The sequence below is a fragment of the Mycobacterium sp. NTMscope_Eco_3 genome, from assembly GCF_976985685.1.
This window is the reverse complement of record NZ_CDRJYZ010000001.1, coordinates 5293054-5313475: the sequence shown is the minus strand read 5'-3', so window position 1 is coordinate 5313475 and position 20422 is coordinate 5293054. Positions and strand designations below refer to the sequence as shown.

The following is a 20422-nucleotide window of genomic DNA, read 5'->3' as shown; positions in this document are numbered from 1 at the left end:
ATACAGGCGGTTCAACTTCGCTGCAACGCAGATGCTGCGAACGCTAGCCGCGACGCTGTCGACAAGATGATGACCGCGACGCAAAAGATCCTCGATGTTGAAGGAAACGGCGGCGAAGCTCGAAGTTGGGCGCGTGCAAACGGTTTCAATCTCGACGAACCAGCATCACCGAGTCCGATCACCGAAGAGGACCTGGGTAAAGCCGCCTTCAGCCCCGGTGGACACGGCACCAGTGACGGCCCCGGCGGCCCCTTACATGCACAGCCAGGCTCGGCGCCGGCAGCATTTAACCCCGGGGGGCGCGAGGGAGCGGGAAATATTCATTCCGCCGGTTCGCATGGGCCGTCTTCTGCGGTAATTAGTCCAGGAGCTATGGATAGTCGTGGACCTATGCCGGCATCGCCAGCAGCGTCGGGCGGTGTGCATATGCCTGCCGGCGGCGGCACGGTCTCGCCAGGGATGCCAGGTGTTCAAAGCGGCGGTATGTCCATGTCGCCAGCCGGCCTCGGCCCAGGCGGTCAGCCCAACCTGGCTCAATCCTTCACGTCCGGCTTCGCGACCGGCCAAGCGACAGGCCCTGGTGGGCAAGCGCTTTCGGGCGGTCCGCTGAATGCCTTCGATGGCGGGGCGCCGCAAACCGCGCAGGGGGCACCGGCAGTTACGCCGACCGTGCCCAGCGCCGGAGCATTCATCGCGGCGACACCTCCGGACGCACCGCCGCCCGCAGCGCCCGCGCCGATGACAACTGGCGGAGCCACTTCGGTAGCGCCGGCGGTCATGACCGGAGGTTCGTGGTCGTCGCCCGCCGCGACCGTCGGTGGCGGCCCGTCCATTCCGTCGGGATCGTTGCCCGCCTACGGATCTGACCTACGTCCACCTGTTGTGGCGCCGCCATCCATGCCGTCCGCCCCCGCTGGTCCGATTTCGGGTGCGCCGGTAGCGCCGTCGCCGGCGTCGACCCCGTCGGCGGGTGGGCCGCTGGTCTCGCCGGTGGAGCGGACTGCGTCCGGGGCCGCCGCGCAGGCCGGCACGGGCTCGTCTGCGATGGTCAGCGCATCGGCAGCGTCCGCGGCAACGGGCGCGACCGCCGGCGCGGCGTCCGCAAGGAACGCCGAACAGCAGCGGCTCCAGCGGCTCGTCGATGCGGTCGCTCGTCAGGAGCCGCGACTGTCATGGGCGGCCGGCCTCCGCGATGACGGCACCACCACGCTGCTGGTCACCGACCTCGCCGGTGGCTGGATTCCGCCCCATGTCCGGTTGCCCGCCCACGTCACGCTGCTCGAGCCGTCGGCGCGACGGCATGACGCCAACGTCGTCGACCTGCTCGGCGCCATCACGGTCGCGGCCGCCCACCACGCCAACACCTATGTCGCAGAGCCGGGTTCCGACGAACCCGCGCTCAGCGGCGATCGGCCGGCTCGCTCGGCCGCGCCGCACGTCGATGAGCTCGGCCCGACGTTGGTCGAAGCGGTGCGCCGGCGAGACGGTCTGCCGCGGATTGCGCAGGCCGTCGCCGCGCCGGCGGTGCGAAAGACGGGTGTGCTGGAAAGCGAAATCGAGATGTTGCGCGAATGCGTCGCCGACATTCAGCACTCGGTAATGACCGCATATCCCAATCACGATCCAGCGGCCGTCGGCGATTGGATGCTTTTAGCCTCGATCGAGGCGTTGATCGACGGCCACGAGTACCTCACGAATTACCACCTGGCCTGGTTCGAGGCGATCAGCCACCGCGGTGGTTCGTAGCGCGCCCCAATGTCGGGTGAATACCGTTCGCGGCGTCTTATGCCAAAATGACGGTACGAGCAATCGAAACTGCCTGAATAGGCACCGGACGGTTGCGGGCGCTGCGAATGGGGCGGAGGTGCGATCGTGGGCGGTCCCGGCGGATCCATCCGATCTGATTTGCCAACTACCTTGGGGCTGGGCAGCGGGCCGCCAGCGTCGATCCCGAGGCCGGGTCCTGCTGCGCCAGGTGACCCATCGCCCGTCGGCGGTATGCAGGGCGTAGTCGGAGCAGCCGGCAACGCCGGCGTCCCGCAAGACGCCGCAGACGCCGAAGCAGCCGATGCGGACCGGCGCGCACATGCCGCCGACGCCGCGGCGAAGTTCCCGGCCAATGAAGCAAACGGGCAGCAAGAGATGCAGATGATCCAGCAAATGCTGTCCAGCGTTACGGGCGCGATGGGCGGCGCGATGGGCGGCGTCATGGGGCCGATGACCCAGCTTCCCCAGCAGGCGATGCAGGCCGGCCAGAGCGCCCTCCAGCCCCTGATGAGCGCGGTTCAGGGCGCTCACGGCGCGGCGTCCCTCGCCGACAGCGCGCACCTGGTCGACAGTGTCGGAGCCGGCGGCGCCGGCCTCGGCGGCGGTTCCGGCGGTGGCGCCGGCCTCGGCGGTGGCGGCACGGTTCCGGCCAGCTCGCTGGGCCCGCCGCCGGTGCCGACATCGTCGCCACCGACCACCCCCGCAGGCGCCAAGGCTCCGATAATGCCGGCCACCGGCGGCATGCCCGCCATGCCCGGACAGACGGGAATGACCGGGATGCCGATGATGCCGCCGGGCGCGATGGGCGCCGGTGGCGAAGGCGGCAACAAGGCCAAGCCTGTCGAGAAGCGGGTGACCGCTCCGGGCGTGCCCAACGGCCAGCCGGTCAAGGGCCGCCTGACGGTCCCGCCCAGCGCGCCGGGCAGCAAATCCGGCGAGGCCAAGCCCACGGTGGTCACCAACAGGCCCAACCGGCGGATCGTGATCATGCCGTCCGAGGACGAGCCGAAGGACTAACCCCAGTCCGCCAAGAGGTGAGTGGTCGGGTAGATCGCCCGGCAGTAGTGTCGCTACGTAATCGCGGCCGGCCGATCCCAAGTCATATTGGATTGCCCGTTATTGACAGCAGAACTGTCGATACGTGCATGCTATGAGGTACGTCTGCAGCGACCGCGGAATCCGCGGCCAGGAGGGTGTGGGAGTACTAGCTCGAGTGTCCGGCAAGGATGCGGCGCCGTGGCGGCGCACAGGTGGATTGGGGCGGGGAGGTCGATGACCGATCCCCTGAGAATGCAAGCTGTCGCGGCGCTGGCCCGCGCCCACAACCTGTTCGCGGGCACTCCCGTCAGTCCGCGCATCGGTGACGTCGCCGAGCAGACGGACGCGACATCGCACCACGCGGGGCTACCGGAGGCAGCGTTTGCACGGTCGGGCGCCTCGATAAAGCTGCTAAGCCACTCACGCCACGCCGACCGCACGCTGGGAGCCATCCTCGCGGCCGCGCGAGCCGATCACGCGCACGGACGGGCGGCGACGCGCACGGTGTTGGAGGCCGCCGAATCGGACGTAACTCCGGCCGCCGATACGCCGATGGGGCGACGTGAGGCCATGGCGCGCACGGCGAAACGGCTGCGGTCCCAGCACCGCCACATCACCACATCACGACGGCGGGCAAGGCTGCTCGCGCGGCGGCTGCGACGCCTGCACTACCCGCAGAGGCGGTCGATGCACAGAAATCACGCCGGCGGACGCGCGGCGGTTTTGGCGGCCATCCGTAAAGCTTTGGATATCAAAGGCATTCATAACCCGGCGGCGCGCGCCCGTTGGGAACGCGGCATGGATCTGGTGGCCCGCCGCGAGTCCAACTACAACGCCAGCGCCGTCAACAACTGGGATTCCAACGCGGCGCGGGGAACCCCCAGCAAGGGCGCCTGGCAATTCATCGCGCCGACGTTCGCGGCCTATCACCAGCCGGGCACCTCTCGCGACATTCACAACCTGGTGGCGCAGGCGTGCGCGTTCATCAACTATGCGATGGGCCGTTACGGGGTTGCCGCCGACGCGTCGAACCTCGCCGATCGGATTCAGCAGGCCGATCCTCACCGAGCACCCAAGGGGTACTGAGCATGCCGCTGAGTTTGTCTAATCGCGACCAGAACTCTGGGCACCTGTTCTACAACCGGCGGCTGCGGGCGGCGACCACCCGCTTCTCGGTGCGCATGAAACACGATGACCGCAAGCAGACGGCCGCGCTTGTGCTCTCAGTGCTCCTCGTGGCTATCGCGTCGGGCTGGATGCTGCTGCTGAATGTGCTGAAACCCACTGGCATCGTGGGTGATTCGGCGATCATCGGCGACCGTGATTCCGGGGCGATCTACGCCAAGATCGACGGCCGGCTCTACCCGGCGCTGAATTTGACGTCCGCACGGTTGGCGACGGGGACGGCGAATCAGCCGACGTGGGTGAAACCCGCCGAGATAGCGAAGTATCCGACCGGGCCGCTGGTCGGTATCCCGGGGGCGCCGGCGGCGATGCCGGTGCATCGGGGTGCGACCTCGGCCTGGGCGGTGTGCGACACCGCGGGACGTCCGCGCAGCCCCGAACGGCCGGTGGTGACCTCGATCGCCGGCCAGCTCGACGCCTATGACCGCGCCACACCGCTGCGCGACGACGCCGGGCTGCTGGTCACGTTCGAGGGCAACACCTACGTCATCTGGGGCGGCAAACGATCCCAGATCGATCCGGTCAACCGGGCGGTCACGCTCAGTCTGGGGCTCGACCCGGGAGTGACGCTGCCGGTGGAGATTTCGCGCGCCCTGTATGACGCGCTGCCCGCGACCGAACCGCTCGACGTCCCGCAAGTACCCCTGGCGGGCACCCCGTCGACGTGGGTCTCGGGCTCACAGGTGGGAGCGGTGCTGCAGGCCCAAACCGCCAGCGGCGGAAAGCAGTTCTACGTCCTGCTGCCCGAGGGAGTGCAAAAGGTCACCAGCTTCGTGGCCGACCTGTTGCGCAGCGCCAACTCCTACGGGTCGACGGCGCCGCGCGTGGTGACCCCCGACGTGTTGGTCAACATCCCCGAGGTGACCTCGCTGGCCGTCGACTACTACCCGACCAAACGCTTGAATTTCATTGACACCGCGGCCGATCCGACCACCTGCGTCGGCTGGGAGAAGGCCTCGACGGATCCGCGGGCCCGCGTCGTCGTCTATAACGGGCGCGGCCTGCCGACGCCGTCCTACCTGGACAACAGAATCGTTCATTTGGTGCGTGACGACCGCGACCCGGCATCGGTGGTCGCCAACCAGGTGCTGGTGTTGCCGGGCGCGGCGAACTTCGTGACATCGACCAGCGGCGTGGTCACCTCGGACTCCCGCGAATCGTTGTTCTGGGTGTCCGACAACGGGGTTCGGTTCGGGATCGCCAACGACGAGACGACGCTGCGGGCGCTCGGGCTTGACCCGGGGTCGGCGGTGCAGGCGCCCTGGCCGCTGCTGCGGACTTTCGCATCGGGGCCCGCGTTGTCCAGGGAGGCAGCGCTTTTGGAGCGTGACACCGTGCCGGCGCTGGGCAAGGTGGCTGTGGTGACGACATCGGCGAAGCCGGGAGGCTAGAGAATGTCCAAGAAAGCGTTCCCCATCAACCGCGTCAGGATCGAGCCACCGAAACCGGTTCGGGTGGCACCCAGCGCGCCGATCGCGCTGCCGGAACGCGAGCCGCGCAACATCTGGGTGATGATCGGTGTGCCGGCGCTGATCGTCGCGCTCATCGGCACCATCGTCATGCTCTACGTCTCCGGCGTCCGCAGCCTGACCACCGGCTTCTTCCCGCTGATGGGCATCGGCGCGTTCAGCATGCTGGCGTTCTCCGGCCGTTTCGGCCGAGCCCGCAAGATCACCTGGGGCGAAATGGAAAAGGGCCGTCGCCGCTACCTGCGCGACCTCGACGGCAACCGCGACGAAATCCAGTCCGCGGTGTGCGCGCAGCGTGAATGGCAGAACTCGGTGCACTCCGACCCGCGCGGCCTGGGCGCCATCATCGGCGGCCCCCGCATGTGGGAACGCGGACGCGCCGACGCGGACTTCCTGGAGGTGCGGCTCGGCACGGGCGTGCAGCACGCACCGGACTCGGTGCTCTCGGTGACCTGGCCCGACATCGCGTCCGACGAGGAGCTCGAACCCGTCACCGGGCAGGCACTGCGCGATTTCATCTTGGAGCAGCGCAAGATTCGCGACATCGCCAAGGTGGTGAACCTGCGGTCGGCGCCGGGATTCAGCTTCGTGGGCGAGGATCTGGACCGGCTGCGCTCACTGATGCGCTCGGCGCTGTGCTCGCTGGCCGTGTTCCACAACCCGCGCGACGTCAAGCTGATGGTGGTGACGCGCAACCCCGAGGTTTGGTCATGGATCGTGTGGCTGCCGCACAACCTGCACGACGAACTGTTCGACGCGTGCGGCTTTCGGCGCCTGGTCTTCGCCACACCGGAGGAACTCGAAGAGACCCTGGGCGCCGAGCTGCACATGAAGGGCAAGCGCGGCGCCTGGACGCCGCTGGCCGCGGCCAGCCCCACCGCCATGGGATCGGCCCTGGAAACCGGCACGGACACCGTCGATTTGGGCCCGCACCTCGTGATCGTCGACGACAACACGGGCAGCCCCGATGCCTGGGAGAGCGTCGTCGGCCAGGTCGGCAAGGCCGGAATCACCCTGCTGCGCATCGCCTCACGCGTCGGCACCGGCGTGGGCTTCGCCACCGACCAGGTATTCGAGCTCAGCGAGCGGCACAGCTCACCCAACGGCTCGGTCAACGGCGAAGTCGCCCTGCACCGGAACGGCTCGGACTCCGACGGGGAGGACGGCCGCCCGGCCCCCCTGCTGCGCGTGCGCAACAAGTTCTTCGCCCACGCCGACCAGCTTTCGGTGCACCGCGCCTACCGCTACGCGCGGGCGATGGCCCGCTGGTCACCGACCAGCCGCAGCGAGATCGCCGATTCCGTCAGCGGTGCAACCGAATTGCTGCGCGCGCTGGGCATCAGCGACCCGCGCGAGCTGGACGTCGACCGGCTATGGGCGGAGCGGCGCGGCCGCGGCGACGAGCGCTGGTGCGAGGTCCCGGTCGGGGCCAAGCCCAACGGCGAGCTGCAGAACATCACCATCCGCGCCAAGGACTTCGGCGGCTTCGGGTTCCACTCCGTGGTCATCGGCACCAGCGGCTCGGGCAAGTCGGAGTTCTTCTTGTCGCTGGTCTACGGCATCGCGCTGACGCACTCGCCGGAGACGTTCAACGTCATCTTCGTCGACATGAAGTTCGAGTCGGCGGCCCAGGACATCCTCGGCATCCCGCACGTAGTGGCCGCGCTGTCCAACCTCGGCAAGGACGAACGCCACCTCGCCGAGCGGATGCGCCGGGTCATCGACGGTGAGATCAAACAGCGCTACGAGCTTTTCACCTCGGTCGGCGCACGCGACGCCAACGACTACGAGGAGATCCGGCTCGCCGGGCGCGACCTGCCCCCGGTGCCGGTGTTGCTCGTCATCGTCGACGAGTATCTGGAGCTGTTCGCCAACCACGAGAAGTGGATCAACCTCATCATCCACATCGGCCAGGAAGGCCGCGGCGCCAACGTGTTCTTCATGTTGGGCGGCCAGCGCCTGGACCTGTCCTCGCTGCAGAAGGTCAAGTCCAACATCGCCTTTCGGATCGCGCTGCGCGCCGAGTCCGGCGACGACAGCCGCGAGGTGATCGGCTCGGACGCCGCCTACCACCTGCCGTCGAAGGAGAACGGCTTCGGCCTGCTGAAGGTGGGGCCGCGCGATCTGGAGCCGTTCCGCTGCTTCTACCTGTCCGCACCGTTCGTGGTGCCGAAGACCAAGGAAGTCGCGGAGACGGTCGACATGACCCTGACCAAGCCCCGGCTCTACAACTGGCAGTTCCAGCCGTTGGACGCCGCGGATGCCACGGCATTGGAAGCGGCCGCCGCCGTCGACGCCGAGCCCGACGAATTCCTGTACTACGACGACGGTTTCAAGCGGAAGAAGGTCGTGGACGTGCTGCGAGAGTCGCTGCGGAGCGTGCCGCACCGCGCCCCGCGCCGGCCCTGGCTGGAGCCGCTGGAAGAGCCCGAGCCCATCGACGCCCTGGTCGCCGGGTATCGGGGCAAGCCGTGGCACGTCGACTACGGGAGCAACCCGGGCCTGATGTTCCCGGTGGGTGTCATGGACATCCCCGAAGAGTCAAAGCAGATCGTGCACGCGGTCGACGCGCTGCGCAGCAACGTGATCGTGGTCGGCGCCAAGCAGCGCGGAAAGACGACCACCTTGATGACGCTGATGTGTTCGGCCGCAACGATGTACAGCCCCGCGCGCGTCACGTTCTTTTGCATCGGCGGGGCGACCCTCGCCCAGGCCGCATCGCTGCCGCACGTCACCGACATCGTGTCGCCCAAGGACGCCGAGGGCATCGAACGCATCTTGAGCAGCATGGACGCATTGATCGATGCCCGCGAAGATTCGTTCCGGCGGCTCAAGATCGACCTCGACGGATTCCGCGAGCGCCGCTTCGGGCCCGGGAGCGACGGCCTGGGCGGCACCGACGCCAATGATCCGTTCGGCGATGTCTTCGTGGTGGTGGACGACTACGACGACCTGTATTCGAAGGACACCGTCCTGGGAGACCGCATCATCTCGCTGAGCAGCCGCGGTCCCGAATACGGGGTGCACGTGATGTGCAGCGCCGGCGGCTGGATTCACGGGCAACGGCAGAGCCTGCTGCAAAACGCCACGGCGCGAATCCAATTGCGGTTGGCCGACCCGAGCGAGAGCCAGATGGGGCACTCGTCGCTGGAGTCGCGGGACGCGGCCCGTCGGACGCTGAGCCGCCCCGGTTTCGGGCTGACGGACAGCTTGCACGAGCTGCGGGTCGGTGTGCCGGCGCTGACCGACCCGGCCACCGGGGCGATTGTCAGCATCGTCGACGTCGGTGCCCGCATCGCGGACGTCGCCGGCGTGACCAAGCACGCAACCCTGCAGCGACTGCCGCAGCGGGTGGAACTCAAGGCGATCCTGGAATACGAGGCCGCCCACCCGACAGGCGACGACCTGTCGATCTCGTTTGCCATCGGCGAACGCCACGAACTGGGGCCGGTCCCGATCAAGCTGCGCGAAAGCCCGGGCGTGATGATCCTGGGCCGGCAGGGCTGCGGAAAAACCTTGTCGCTGGTTTCAATTGGCGAGGCGATCATGAACCGCTTCAGCCCCGACGAAGCCCAGCTGACCCTGATCGACCCCAAGACCGCCCCGCACGGCCTGCGCGATCTGCACGGGCCGGGCTACGTGCGCGCCTACGCCTACGACCAGGACGAGATCGACGAGGTGATCACCGCACTGGCTCAGCAGATCCTGCTGCCCCGGCTGCCGCCCAAGGGCCTGAGCCAGGAGGAACTGCGCGCGCTCAAGCCGTGGGAGGGTGCGCGGCACTTCGTGCTCATCGACGACATCGGAGACCTGCGCCCCGATCAGAGCTACCCGCCCAAGCCGCCAGTGGGAGCGGCGTTGTGGAAGCTGATGGAACGCGCCCGCCAGATCGGCCTGCACGTCTTCACCACCCGCAACAGCGCGAACTGGGCGACGCTGCAAATGGATCCGTGGATCAGGTTCCAGAACTCGGCGAAAGTGGCCCAGCTCTATATGGATAACGACCCACAGAACCGGATCAACCGCAACGTTCGCGCCCAGGCGCTCCCGCCGGGGCGTGGTCTGCTGGTGAGCGCCGACGGCGACGTCGAGGGGGTGCTGGTCGGGCTGCCGTCGTCGTTCACACCCCCGCCGCAGTAAGCGGCTGTGGCTCAGGCGTTTTCACCGCCTGGGCCACGGCGCGTCGGGGGAGCGGACTCGGCCACCAGAACCACCGGCCCAGCAGGGCCACGATGGACGGCACGATGAATGCCCGCACCACCAGGGTGTCCAGCAGCAGCCCGACCGCGACGGTCGTGCCGATCTGCGCGACGCTGAGCACGCTGCTGGTCAGCAGCGCCAGCATGGTCAGCCCGAAGACGATGCCGGCGACGGTGACCACTCCGCCGGTGCCGCCGAAGGCCCGGATGATTCCCGTCTTGAGGCCCGCCGCCGCTTCCTGTTTGATCCGCAATGCGAGCAACAGGTTGTAGTCTGCGCCGACGGCGATCAGCGCGATGAACGCGAAGGGTCCCACGGCCCAGTGCAGGTCCTGATGGAGAAGGTGCTGCCAGATCAGCACACTGGCGCCAATGGCCGATGCGTAGGAGGTGACCACGGTTCCGACGACGACCAGCCCCGCGACCGGACTGCGCAACATGGCCGTGACGATCAAGAAGATGAGGACCAGTGCGGCGCCCGCCAACAGCGTGGCATCACTGGCGACGAAGCGCTGCAGATCCGCGGTCACCGGGCCGACGCCGGCGAGGTCGACCTCCGTCGGGGTCAGCGTGCCCTCCTTGGTGGCCTCCTTGATGGCGGCCCGCACCTGGTCGGCGCGCTTGGCGCCGTCCGCCCCCCACTCGGAGCCGTCGCCGTAGACCAAAAGGTAAGCGGCACGCCCGTTCTCGGAGATCAGGTGGCCCAGCACGGCGGTGTACCGGGGATCGGTCAGCGCCCGTTGTGGCATATAGAAATCCGCCGCAGCGCTGCCCCGGAATTGCGTGGCGATCTCGTTCATGTAGTCGGTCAACTGGCGCATCTGCGGCCCGAGCGTATCGGTGAGCGCGAGCAGGTCATGGGTGGCCGAACGTGCTTGTCCCAACGCCCCTTTCATCGCCGACACGCTTTGCGGCAAGCCGGCCATCGCCGCGGCGGCGGTGCTCGAGCCGCTGGTCAGTTTCGTCGCGCCGGCATCGAGTCGCGCGGAGGTCTGCACCAGGCTGTCGACGGGTTGCAGCACCCGATCCACCGTCGAGCAGATCGGATTGGCGGCGCAGTCGGGAGTCCGCCCGACGAAGTCGCGCAGGGGGTCGAGATAGCCCGACACCGTCGTGACATTGCGCTGCAATCCGTCCATGCCGGCGCGCATGTCGTCGGCGGCGCCGGACATGTCGGCCAACCCCGCACTGCCGCCCCGCAACCCGTTGCCCAGACCATCGACCGCAGCCTGTGTCTGCGCCAACGCTCCGTCCAATTCGGAGACCCGCTGCAGACGCCGGGTCAGCGAATCCATGGTGTCGCCGAATTGACGGCCGAGCACACCCGCCTGATAGCTGAGCGTCGCTTGTTCGGGCACCTTGCCATCGGGGCGGCTGGCGGACTGGACCGCACGCACTCCCGGGACGGCCATGATGTGGCGGGTGATCCGCTCGATCGCGATCAGCCCGGCCGGGTTGCGCAAGTCGTGATCCGCCTGGATCGCGACGACGTCGGGCAACAGCGCGTTCGCGGCGAAATGCCGGTCGGCGCTGGCATAGCCGCGGTTGGAGTCGGTGGACGATGGCGTGGCGGCGGGCTCGTTGAACCCGACGCGCATCCCGGCCACCGGCAGCGCGACCAGCACGGTCAACCCCAGCGCGGCCACCAGGATCGGCCCGGGCCAGCGCGCCACGGCGGTGCCGACCCGGCGCCAGCGCCGCGCCGTCCTCGACGGCCGCGGTTCGAGATATCCCCGTCGCACGGCCAGTCCCATCAGCGCCGGTGTCAGGGTCAGCGCGGCCACCATAGTCGCCAGAATGCCGATGGCGCAGGGCAATCCGGCGCTGCGGAACGAGCCCACCTGCGCGAACACCAGGCATGCCAGTGCCACCGACACGGTCAGCGCCGAACCGATCACGACCGGCGCGATGGAACGGTAGGCCTGCGTCAGCGCCTGCCCCGGCGCGACGCCGCGGCGGCGGCCTTCGTGATAGCGCCCCACCAGGAAGATCGCGTAGTCGGTGCCGGCGCCCAGCGTCATGGCTGCCATGAGAGCCACTGAAAACAGCGACACCTCAATCACGTTGGCCTGACCGAGCGCCGCGACGATGGCGCGGGCCAGTGCCAGGGCGAGGCCGACCGATATCAGGGGAATCGCGGCGGCGACCGGCGAGCGGTACACGATCAGCAACAACAGCAGGATGAGACCGATGGTGGCGGCGGTGATTCCGAGCATCTGCCGGTCGATCGCGGAGAACTCGTCGACGATCGTGGCGCCGGGACCCGTGACATGGACTTCCAGGCCGGCCGGCGGCGAAAGCGTCTGGATGGCGGCGCGCACGGAGTTCACCGAATCGCGCGCCTGGGAGGTGCCGAGCATTCCGGCGAGCCGCACCATCACACTGACGGCCCGACCGTCCGAGCTCTGCGCGCCGGCGGCCGCCGCGGGTTGCGACCAGAGATCGGTCACCGCATACACGTGACGGTGATCGGAACCGAGCGTCGTCGTCAGCGCGTCATAGAACTGGCGGTCACTCGGTGTCAGCCGCTGATTTCGTTCCAGCACAACGTAAACGAAGTTGTTGCTGGGAGTCTCGTTGAACAGCTGGGCCGCCCGGGCGGCGGCCACCGCGCTCGGCGCCTCGGGTGGCATGAAGGACCGGGCGTGGGTGTCGACGACTCGCTCCAGTTGCGGGACCGCCAGATTGGCGGTGGCCGCCGCCAGCACCCACAGGCCGACGATCAGGACCGCGTACCGGCCGGTCAGTCGCGCAAGCATTCCCGCTCGGTCATGCAACGGTCTGCCGATCGCCGGTCGGGCCGCCGAAGAGGCCGACGGCCACGTGTTCGCCGCGAGACAGCGACCGCACCCGGACCGACCGGCGCGAGCCGATCCTCACCAGCGCGTGCAGGCCGGGTTCGGCGGCCTCGAGATCGGCCCGCACCTGTTCGGCCGACGCGCCCTCGTAGGCCGCCTGGTCCAGCTTGGCCACCAGCATGGTGATCCAACGCTGGCCGAGCGACAGCATCAAGCCTTCCTCGTCGCCGAACAGCTCGGACACCTCGGATGAGTTGTCGATCAACGCGAGTGCCGCCTGCGGATCCGTCTCGGCGGCTTTGATCACCTCGGCCATGAAGGCCATGCGGTCGTGCAGCAGTGTCCATGTCATGACTCGACGTTAGGAATCCGGCCGCCGGCCGCGCGTCGTGCCGAAGTGCAGTCTTTGTCTCCTACCACGGGCGGAGACGGGTGCCGACCCCAGCAGGATGTGACGGGGCGCTCAGCTCTTCTAGGATTGGACAATGTTGCGCGCCGCAGCGGATCACGTGCGGGAGCAGCTTCGCCGACGCAGCGAGCTGCTTCCCGTCGGCATCACGTGGACGTCGCTGATCGCCGTCGACGTCAGCCTCGTGCTCGGCGGTGTGATCGGGACGCTGCAGCGGCCCGCGGCCGACCTGCCCGTGTCGCTGGCCGCGTTCGCCCTGGCCCTGTCAACCGAGCTGGCGTTCTTCGTCTTCAATATGAAAATCACGCCGTGGCCGTTGTGGGCGACCTGGTCGGCGGCCACCGCGCTGACGCTCTTCGGCACGTCGACGCCCATACAGGCCGATTTCGCACCGGCGCTGTTGGTGCTGATGGTGTTGTCGGTCGCGACGTTGGCCTCGGTGCTGGGCGGCTTGCTGGCCGCGGTGTCGGCGGCCGCGCTGTTGCTCACGGCGTCGGCGCTGCACCGCCTCGACGCGATCGCGTTGTACCTGGGTTTCGTCGCGGTGGCGTGGCTGCTCGGTTACGTGATGCGCGCCCAGCGGCTGCTGCTGGCCGAACAAATCGAGGCGCAGAATTTGTTGGCCGCGCACGCCGCCGCCGACGAACGCCGGCGCATCGCGCGCGAAGTGCACGACGTCATCGCGCATTCGCTCAGCATCACCCTGTTGCATGTGACCGGTGCGCGCCGCGCGCTGCAGCAGGATCGCGACGTCGACGACGCTGTCGATGCGCTGGAGCAGGCCGAGAAGCTGGGCCGGCAGGCGATGGCCGACATCCGCCGTACCGTCGGGCTGCTCGACAACTGGCCGACCAAAACGGCGCAGACCACGCCCGAACCCGGCATCGACGACGTCCCGGCGCTCGTCGCGGGCTTTCAGCAAGCGGGCCTGGCCGTCACGCTGTGCGTCGAGGGACCCACCGATCACGTGTCGGCCGCGGTGGGTCTCGGGCTCTACCGCATCACCCAGGAGTCGCTGGCCAACATCGCCAAGCACGCGCCCGAATCGAAAGCCAGTGTGGTGCTCGACATTTCGCCGGCGTCGGCCCGGCTCGCGGTCAGCAATCTGCTCCCGGCCGCGGTGGTGGCCGCGAGATCGGCGGAGGGGCGCGGCCTGCGCGGCATGCGCCAGCGCGTCGACCTGCTCGGCGGCGCCCTCGACGTCGGCCCGACCCCGGACGGGTGGTCGGTGCGCGCCGAGATACCGCTGCACGACGGCGACACCAGCTGGCGCCCGCGGTGGTGCAAGCTGTGACCGACCCGGGGCCCGAGATCGCCGTGCTGCTCGTCGACGACCAAGACCTGGTGCGCTCGGGGCTGCGCCGAATCCTGCGCCGCAAGGACGGTTTCGTCATCGTCGCGGAGTGCGCCGACGGCGACGAGGTGCCCGCCGCGGTGGCCGAGCATCGACCCGACGTCGTCGTGATGGATCTGCGGATGCGCCGCGTCGACGGCATCGAGGCGACCCGCCGGCTGGGCGGCAGGCCGCCGGTGCTCGCGCTCACCACCTTCAACGAGGACGAGCTGTTGTCCGGGGCGCTGCGCGCCGGAGCGGCCGGCTTCGTGCTCAAAGACTCCTCCGCCGAAGAGCTGATCCGCGCGGTGCGCGCGGTCGCCCGCGGAGACAGCTACCTGGATCCCGCGGTGACCTCGCGGGTGCTCACCACGTACCGCAAGGCGGCCCCCGGCCCGCGCGGCACCGCGATCGCCGAGCTGACGACCCGCGAGCTCGACGTCCTGACATTGATCGGCCAGGGCCTGTCCAATACCGAGATCGCCGGCGAACTCTGCATTTCCGGCGTGACCGTCAAGAGCCACATCGGGCGGATCTTCGGCAAGCTCGACTTGCGCGATCGCGCGGCCGCGATCGTGTATGCGTACGACAACGGCATCGTCGCCCCGCGCTGAGGGTGCTACAGCGGCGCCGACTGCTCGGCGAGGTTCAGCAGCACGTAGGCCATGCACACGAGGAAGTTCAGCACCACCATGACCAGGCCCGCGAACATCAGCGAACGGGTACCGCGTTGTTTGAGCCGCTTGTATCGCGCCGCGCGAGACTCGCGGTCGAGCTGAATCGCGATCAGCGCGAAATTCACGTTGATCAATTCGTGAGCGGCCAGCGGCGCGCCCGCCACCATTTCGCGCAGCCGCTCCGGTGCCGTCCGAACACCCACCCGCTCGAAACTGTGGCACAGACGGCGCGCCCGCCGTCGGCGGAGCGTGTGATACGGCAGCCGTAGTTGGCGCGAAAGTTGCCCTCGATCGTCCCCCCAGGGGTAAGACGGGGTCATCACAAGCCGGATTCTAAATCGCCCGGGGCCACTTTGGCCGTGTGTACACGAACTATGTTGCGAGAGGTCATTTCGCCGCGCCGCCGCTCATTTGCTGCGACGCGGGCAGGTCGAGGTAGCGCTCCAGGTTGCGGTGCATGTTGATCACGCGACGTTCCTCGCTGGACAAAACCAGATGCGTGAAGCCGGGCTGGTGCATGCCGCGCTGCAGGCCGGGGAGCACCGCGATGTCCTGGGTGAGCACGATGCCCGGCTCGGCCGCCTCGGCGGCCATCCGCACATCGGTCGGCTTGGTGCGCGGCGCGCCCGGCGGCATCCGGGTCATCAAGAACATCACCAGCTCGCCTTTGTCGGGGGAGGCGCCCGGTCGCGAACACATGACGGTGAGGTGGTCGGCGTTGGCTAACAAGGTCATGTTGGGGAACACGTTGTACTGGTGCAGTCGGGTCATTCGGTCGGTGTCAGCCCAGTTGAGATCGACGCCACGGCCCGCGGCGAAGGCCCGGGTTCGCTCGGCGATCAGTTCGGCCACCGTCTGTCCGGGGCGTCGTTCGTCGGCCGGGAAGGGCGTGCCCTCGGCCGCGCCCATCAGCGCGCCCTGGGTGTAGACGTAGGCGTCCCACACTTCTTCGTCGCTCAGCGCGCCGCCCAAGCGCGGGCTCGGCACGCCGTAGGGCTGATCCGACTTACCTGTGTGACCCCAAATCCGTTGCGGCGCATGGATATCGTCGACGCAACGCAGCAGTTCGGGGTGCAGGGTCTGGATGTGATAGGTCTCGCTGTAGCCGTCCGCGATCGTTTTCCAGTTGGCGTCGACGTCGACGGTGAGCGTGGCGTAGCAGCGGAAGTCCTCCAGATGGCACCAGGCGATGTCGTCGGGCACCGCCTCCAGGTACTCGATCAGGGGCATCGCGCCCGGGTCGAGGTTGACGAAGACGAGTCCCGCCCACGTCGCGACGCGGGCCGGTATCAGTGGGAAGTCGGACATGCGCAGCCCGCCGAAGCCCTTGCGGTTCGGCACCCGTTTCAGCGCGCCGGCCAGGTCCCAGGTCCACCCGTGATAGCCGCACTTGAGTTCGCGCAGGCCCGAACCCGAGCCGGTGCACAACGAATTGCCGCGATGCCGGCACACGTTCTGGAACGCGCGGAGCTCCCCGTCGTCGTCACGGACGATCAGCACCCCGTACGGCCCGCAGCGGTATTCGAAATAGTCGCCGGGCTCCGCGACGTGGTCGACCATGCACGCCAGCTGCCACACCCTCGGCCACATCCGCTCCGCCTCGAGGGCGGCGAAGGCGGGGGAGTAGTAACGCTCGGCCGGCACCAGCGTCGGGTTCTCCGGCGGGGTGCCGATCGCATCCTCGTCGACGTGCGAGCGGGTGCGCGCCGTTGCCATCGGGCGGAGCTCTCAGCGCGCTCCGCGGACCAGGCGTCCGGGCCTGGCCCCGGTGTCGACGTCGTTGCGACGGGTCACGGTCCCGCTGACGATGGTCGCCGCATATCCGCTGGCGCCCTGCAGGATCCGGTTTCCCCCGGCCGGCAGGTCGAAGGCCATCGCCGCCGGGTGCAGCCTCAGCGCATCCATGTCGATGACGTTGATGTCGGCCTTCTTGCCGGGCTCGATGGTGCCGCGGTCGGTGAGGCCGAACAGGTGGGCGGTGTCGCGGGACTGCTTGCGAATCACGTATTCCAGCGACAGCTTCTCGCCCCGCTTGCGATCCCGCGCCCAGTGCGTCAGCAGGAACGTCGGATACGAAGCGTCGCAGATCATCCCGCAGTGCGCGCCGCCGTCGGACAGCCCGAGCACGCCGGCGGGATGCAGCATCATCTCGCGGATCGCGTCGCAGTTTCCGTCGGCGTAGTTGAACAGCGGCAGCATCAGCATGTTGGTCGCGTTGGACTCGAGCATGAGGTCGTACAGCGTGGACAACGGATCCTCGCCGCGGGCCTGGGCGATCGCCGCGACGGTGCGGTCGGGCGTCGGCTCGTAGTCGGGAGGGTTACCCAGGGAGTAGAGCCGTCCGAGCGAGTGCTGCACCAACGCGAACATGCCGTCGAACAACAGGGTCGGGTCCACGGGCAGGTCGTCCTCGGACAGGATCGCCGCCTTCACCGCGGGATCGGCGAGCCGCTGCGCGAGCTCCTCGCGGCCGCACTCGGCCTTCAACCGGCGGTAGGTGGGGCGGTGGCTGAAGCCGTGATGGCCCTGGAAGCCGATCATCATGCCGAACGGGCGCGCCGCGATCTGCGGATACAGGCGGGCGCCCGCGGCGTGTGCGTCCGCGGACAGGTCCAGCATCTCGCGCCACAAGTTCGGGTCGGCGTCCACCTGGATCAGCGCGAACGACACCGGGCGGTCGATCTCGCCGCTGAGGCGCCGCATCCACTCCAGCTCTTTTTTGGGGCCGATGATGTCTTCGCCCGCGGCGCCCTGCGGGGCCAGCTCGAACACCGCCTGGCCGCCGGCCGCCATGGCGCGGCCCAGGCCGAACAGTTCTTCCTCCGCGGCGAACGTGCCGGGAACCGGTTCGCCGTCCATCGCGCGGTGCCCCATCGTGCGTGACGTCGAGAAGCCCAGCGCGCCGGCTTCAATCGCCTCGCGAACCAGCCGGCCCATGGCCTCGATGTCGTCCGGGGTGGCGGGTTCGTTGCGCGCGCCTCGTTCGCCCATCGCGTAGGCGCGGATGGCGCCGTGGGCCACCTGGCTGCCCACGTCGACGGAGAACTTCTGCTTGCCGACCGCGTCGAGGTACTCCGGGTAGGTCTCCCAGCCCCAGGTGATGCCCTCGGTCAGCGCGGTGCCGGGGATGTCCTCGACGCCCTCCATCAGCTCGATCAGCCACTGCTCGGTGCCCGGGCGCACCGGCGCGAAGCCGACGCCGCAGTTGCCGGTCACGATCGTGGTGACGCCGTGGCCGCTGGACGGCTCCAGCAAGCCGTCCCAGGTCACCTGGCCGTCGTAGTGGGTGTGGATGTCGACGAAGCCGGGGGCCACCACATGCCCTGTGGCGTCGATGGTTTCGGCCGCCTCCCCGCCCATCTCGGGGCCGTCGGCGGAGCGGCGGACGACGTCGACGATCTTGCCGTCCTTGATGCCGACGTCGGCGCGGTAGCGCTCGGCGCCCGTGCCGTCGACGATGGTTCCACCGGTGATCTTCAGGTCGAACATGAGACTCCTCTTCGCCGCCGCGGGCTGTCTCGGAGGGCTGAGCGGAAGGCGCACAGCATTTCGCTACGGTAGGTAGCGTAACTCGTGGCGCGGGGAAGGCAATAGCTTCAGCCGAATTCGCGAGCCTTACAGAGAACTCTTCAGGGCGGCGACGGTCTCGAGGTCGTCGAGCGCGGCGACGCCGCGGCGCAGGCCTTCCATGGCGATCTCTTCGACCTGCATTCCCCCCATCCCGGTGGTGATCAGCGCGGCGACATAGGCGTACAGCGCGCCCTGGCGGAACCGCAGCCACAGGTCGTCGCGGTCCAGCTCGGGGCCGCCGGCCGCCACCAGCGCCCGCCGGTAGTCGTCGAGGAGGTCGCGTTGGCTGGCCCGCCGGTCCTCCGGGGTCAGGCTGGTGATCAGCGTGTAGGCGAGCTCGCGGGTGGGGTGCCCGCGTCGCACCGCCTGCCAGTCCAGCAGCCCGGCCTTGCCGCCGTGGAAGTACATGTTGCCGGGATGGGCGTCGCCGTGCATGACGGTGTGTGGGGGAGCGTCGATGAGCGCGGCCACGGCGCGGTAGTTGTCGGCGATGAAGCCGCCCTTTTCCACCGGGATCGTGGTGCGCTCGGCAAGCCGCTTGATCGAGTTGTGCATCAGCGAGCCGGTCAGCAACGACGTCACGTCGCCGGACGGCGTGTACAGCCAGCCCAGCGGCCCGCGCCCGTCGCGCGGCAGCCGCCCCCAGAACGTGGCGTGCAGCTCGGCCAACAGCTCGACGATGAGACCGGCCTGGTCGGCCGACAGCGGGTGCAAGGTGTCAGGGAACTCGCACGACTCGGCCGGCAGATCCTCCAGCACCAGCAGGTACCGGCCCGCCCACGGGTCGAACGCCGCGCCGTAGCAGTAGGGGACGCCGATGACCTGGGGCGCGAGCTCGCGGTAGAAGCGCACCTCGGTGTGCCCGAGCCGGCCGAGCTCACCCATCAGGCGGGTGGCGGCGGTCTTCGCCGCGACCTTGACGAACACCGACTCCGGGACGTCCTTGCCGGTCAGCACCAGCCGGGCCCGCGAGGAGGTGCCCGCGTCCCTGCTCAGCACGCGGACCGACCGGACGGTGGTTCCGATGACCCGGGAAAGGACCGCGGGATCGATCTCTTCGACCGTCCGCGGCAAGCCGAACCGGCCACCCACCACCGCATCGGCCACCACCCGGCCCGCGCCCCGGCCCAGGTGCGCGGCCAAGCCGGCGAAGGAGAAGGCTTGTCCCACAAGATTTTTCATATCCATCCACCCCGGTTTTCAGCCCGACCCCGCTGCCGCGTCAGCGACACCAACGCCGTCGGAGAAAACCAATCGAACGTCTGGACATCAGACAATAGACGATTATTGTCTGATCTGTGGAACCAGGGCCCTCACCACGAGCTGTTCGACGAATTCGCGTTTGTCGGCCGCGGGGCGGTAGCGCCACGAGGGCGCCAGCAGAAACAGGGTCGCGCTGTGCAACCACTGGACGATCGACCGGAAATCGACATCGGGGTAGAGCAGCCCCGCCGCTTTCCAGCGGTCGAGCAACGGGCCGTAATGCCGCAGCAGGAGCTCGACGATCGGTTCGGACCCCTTCTCGAGCGCCGAGGCCACCGCGGTGCTCTCGGCCGCGAACAGTGCTTCGTTCAGCGGGTTGCCGTCCACCGATTCCACGCGCGCCAGCACCATCTCGGGCACCGATCGCACGGGGTCGTCGGGCGCGGGCAGCGAGCGCACCAGCTCGTCGAGCGCGGTGTCGATACGCGCCAGCATCAGGCCCAGCAGGACATCGTCGCGGCCCCGAAAGTAGCGGTACACCGTCGAGCGCGACACCCCGGCCTCGTCGGCGACTTCGCCCATGCGGAACTGGGTGTTGCCGCGCCGGACGATGCAGCGGCCGGCGGCCTCCAGGATCCGTCTACGGGCCTCCTCGTCATCGAGGATCGCGCGATCGTCGCCCCACCGCCGGCTCGGTTCCATGGCGGCGATGTTACGGGATGCGTTGTGCGGCTTCGGTATCGGATGCCGATCCGGGCGGGCGGGAATCCTCCG

General features: G+C 68.6%; 14 protein-coding genes. 7 read left to right on the top strand and 7 right to left on the bottom strand.

What is annotated here, in order from left to right; translation table 11 throughout:
* Nucleotides 1-777 precede the first annotated feature (777 nt).
* From AC0KTM_RS24690 to eccCa, 5 genes are all read left to right on the top strand, one after another.
* A complete protein-coding gene (locus AC0KTM_RS24690; protein WP_472416935.1) occupies nucleotides 778-1746 on the top strand; it encodes a DUF5631 domain-containing protein in 969 nt (322 codons plus the stop codon).
* A 252-nt stretch (nucleotides 1747-1998) separates the two neighbouring features.
* Nucleotides 1999-2784: a hypothetical protein gene (locus AC0KTM_RS24685; protein WP_255642041.1), complete on the top strand. Its 786-nt coding sequence runs from the start codon at nucleotides 1999-2001 to the stop codon at nucleotides 2782-2784.
* 255 nt (nucleotides 2785-3039) lie between these two features.
* The gene (locus tag AC0KTM_RS24680; RefSeq protein ID WP_472416933.1) at nucleotides 3040-3891 is read left to right on the top strand and encodes a transglycosylase SLT domain-containing protein; all 852 of its coding nucleotides are present in this window, start codon (nucleotides 3040-3042) and stop codon (nucleotides 3889-3891) included.
* A gap of 2 nt (nucleotides 3892-3893) precedes the next feature.
* Entirely contained in the window at nucleotides 3894-5381 is a 1488-nt protein-coding gene (gene eccB, locus AC0KTM_RS24675) for a type VII secretion protein EccB (protein ID WP_238957221.1), read from the top strand.
* 3 nt (nucleotides 5382-5384) lie between these two features.
* Nucleotides 5385-9599, top strand: coding sequence for a type VII secretion protein EccCa (eccCa, locus tag AC0KTM_RS24670; RefSeq protein ID WP_238957220.1), 4215 nt, complete (start codon nucleotides 5385-5387; stop codon nucleotides 9597-9599).
* Here the strand turns inward: eccCa and AC0KTM_RS24665 are convergent.
* Together AC0KTM_RS24665 and AC0KTM_RS24660 are read right to left on the bottom strand one after the other, a co-directional pair.
* Nucleotides 9580-12435, bottom strand: coding sequence for an MMPL/RND family transporter (locus tag AC0KTM_RS24665; RefSeq protein WP_238957219.1), 2856 nt, complete (start codon nucleotides 12433-12435; stop codon nucleotides 9580-9582). The two genes, eccCa and AC0KTM_RS24665, sit on opposite strands and share 20 nt — an antisense overlap.
* Nucleotides 12428-12808 (bottom strand): hypothetical protein, encoded by a 381-nt coding sequence (locus AC0KTM_RS24660; protein ID WP_225327969.1) that lies wholly within the window; start codon nucleotides 12806-12808, stop codon nucleotides 12428-12430. Before AC0KTM_RS24660 ends, AC0KTM_RS24665 begins: the two co-directional genes overlap by 8 nt.
* A 133-nt stretch (nucleotides 12809-12941) precedes the next feature.
* Here AC0KTM_RS24660 and AC0KTM_RS24655 point away from each other — a divergent pair, with 133 nt between their 5' ends.
* Nucleotides 12942-14159: a sensor histidine kinase gene (locus AC0KTM_RS24655; protein ID WP_225327968.1), complete on the top strand. Its 1218-nt coding sequence runs from the start codon at nucleotides 12942-12944 to the stop codon at nucleotides 14157-14159.
* Nucleotides 14156-14812 carry a response regulator transcription factor gene (locus AC0KTM_RS24650; RefSeq protein WP_225327967.1) on the top strand — a complete coding sequence of 219 codons (657 nt, stop codon included), beginning with the start codon at nucleotides 14156-14158 and terminating at the stop codon, nucleotides 14810-14812. Before AC0KTM_RS24655 ends, AC0KTM_RS24650 begins: the two co-directional genes overlap by 4 nt.
* A gap of 5 nt (nucleotides 14813-14817) precedes the next feature.
* On the opposite strand, the gene AC0KTM_RS24645 is transcribed toward AC0KTM_RS24650, so the two are convergent.
* The 5 genes from AC0KTM_RS24645 to AC0KTM_RS24625 form a co-directional block, all read right to left on the bottom strand.
* Entirely contained in the window at nucleotides 14818-15078 is a 261-nt protein-coding gene (locus tag AC0KTM_RS24645) for a hypothetical protein (protein WP_225327966.1), read from the bottom strand.
* 184 nt (nucleotides 15079-15262) lie between these two features.
* Nucleotides 15263-16591 (bottom strand): aromatic ring-hydroxylating oxygenase subunit alpha, encoded by a 1329-nt coding sequence (locus tag AC0KTM_RS24640; protein ID WP_225327965.1) that lies wholly within the window; start codon nucleotides 16589-16591, stop codon nucleotides 15263-15265.
* Nucleotides 16592-16603: 12 nt separating this feature from the next.
* Entirely contained in the window at nucleotides 16604-18364 is a 1761-nt protein-coding gene (locus AC0KTM_RS24635; protein WP_472416931.1) for an N-acyl-D-amino-acid deacylase family protein, read from the bottom strand.
* 126 nt (nucleotides 18365-18490) lie between these two features.
* The gene (locus AC0KTM_RS24630; RefSeq protein WP_472416930.1) at nucleotides 18491-19627 is read right to left on the bottom strand and encodes a phosphotransferase; all 1137 of its coding nucleotides are present in this window, start codon (nucleotides 19625-19627) and stop codon (nucleotides 18491-18493) included.
* A gap of 102 nt (nucleotides 19628-19729) precedes the next feature.
* A complete protein-coding gene (locus AC0KTM_RS24625) occupies nucleotides 19730-20350 on the bottom strand; it encodes a TetR/AcrR family transcriptional regulator (protein WP_225327962.1) in 621 nt (206 codons plus the stop codon).
* Nucleotides 20351-20422 lie beyond the last annotated feature (72 nt).

Coding starts and splice junctions, on each gene's coding strand:
- AC0KTM_RS24690 (WP_472416935.1), top strand. CDS start 778: ATGACCGGAGGTTCGTGGTCGTCGCCCGCCGCGACCGTCGGTGGCGGC.
- AC0KTM_RS24685 (WP_255642041.1), top strand. CDS start 1,999: ATGCAGGGCGTAGTCGGAGCAGCCGGCAACGCCGGCGTCCCGCAAGAC.
- AC0KTM_RS24680 (WP_472416933.1), top strand. CDS start 3,040: ATGACCGATCCCCTGAGAATGCAAGCTGTCGCGGCGCTGGCCCGCGCC.
- eccB (WP_238957221.1), top strand. CDS start 3,894: ATGCCGCTGAGTTTGTCTAATCGCGACCAGAACTCTGGGCACCTGTTC.
- eccCa (WP_238957220.1), top strand. CDS start 5,385: ATGTCCAAGAAAGCGTTCCCCATCAACCGCGTCAGGATCGAGCCACCG.
- AC0KTM_RS24660 (WP_225327969.1), bottom strand. CDS start 12,808: ATGACATGGACACTGCTGCACGACCGCATGGCCTTCATGGCCGAGGTG.
- AC0KTM_RS24655 (WP_225327968.1), top strand. CDS start 12,942: ATGTTGCGCGCCGCAGCGGATCACGTGCGGGAGCAGCTTCGCCGACGC.
- AC0KTM_RS24640 (WP_225327965.1), bottom strand. CDS start 16,591: ATGGCAACGGCGCGCACCCGCTCGCACGTCGACGAGGATGCGATCGGC.
- AC0KTM_RS24635 (WP_472416931.1), bottom strand. CDS start 18,364: ATGTTCGACCTGAAGATCACCGGTGGAACCATCGTCGACGGCACGGGC.
- AC0KTM_RS24630 (WP_472416930.1), bottom strand. CDS start 19,627: ATGAAAAATCTTGTGGGACAAGCCTTCTCCTTCGCCGGCTTGGCCGCG.
- AC0KTM_RS24625 (WP_225327962.1), bottom strand. CDS start 20,350: ATGGAACCGAGCCGGCGGTGGGGCGACGATCGCGCGATCCTCGATGAC.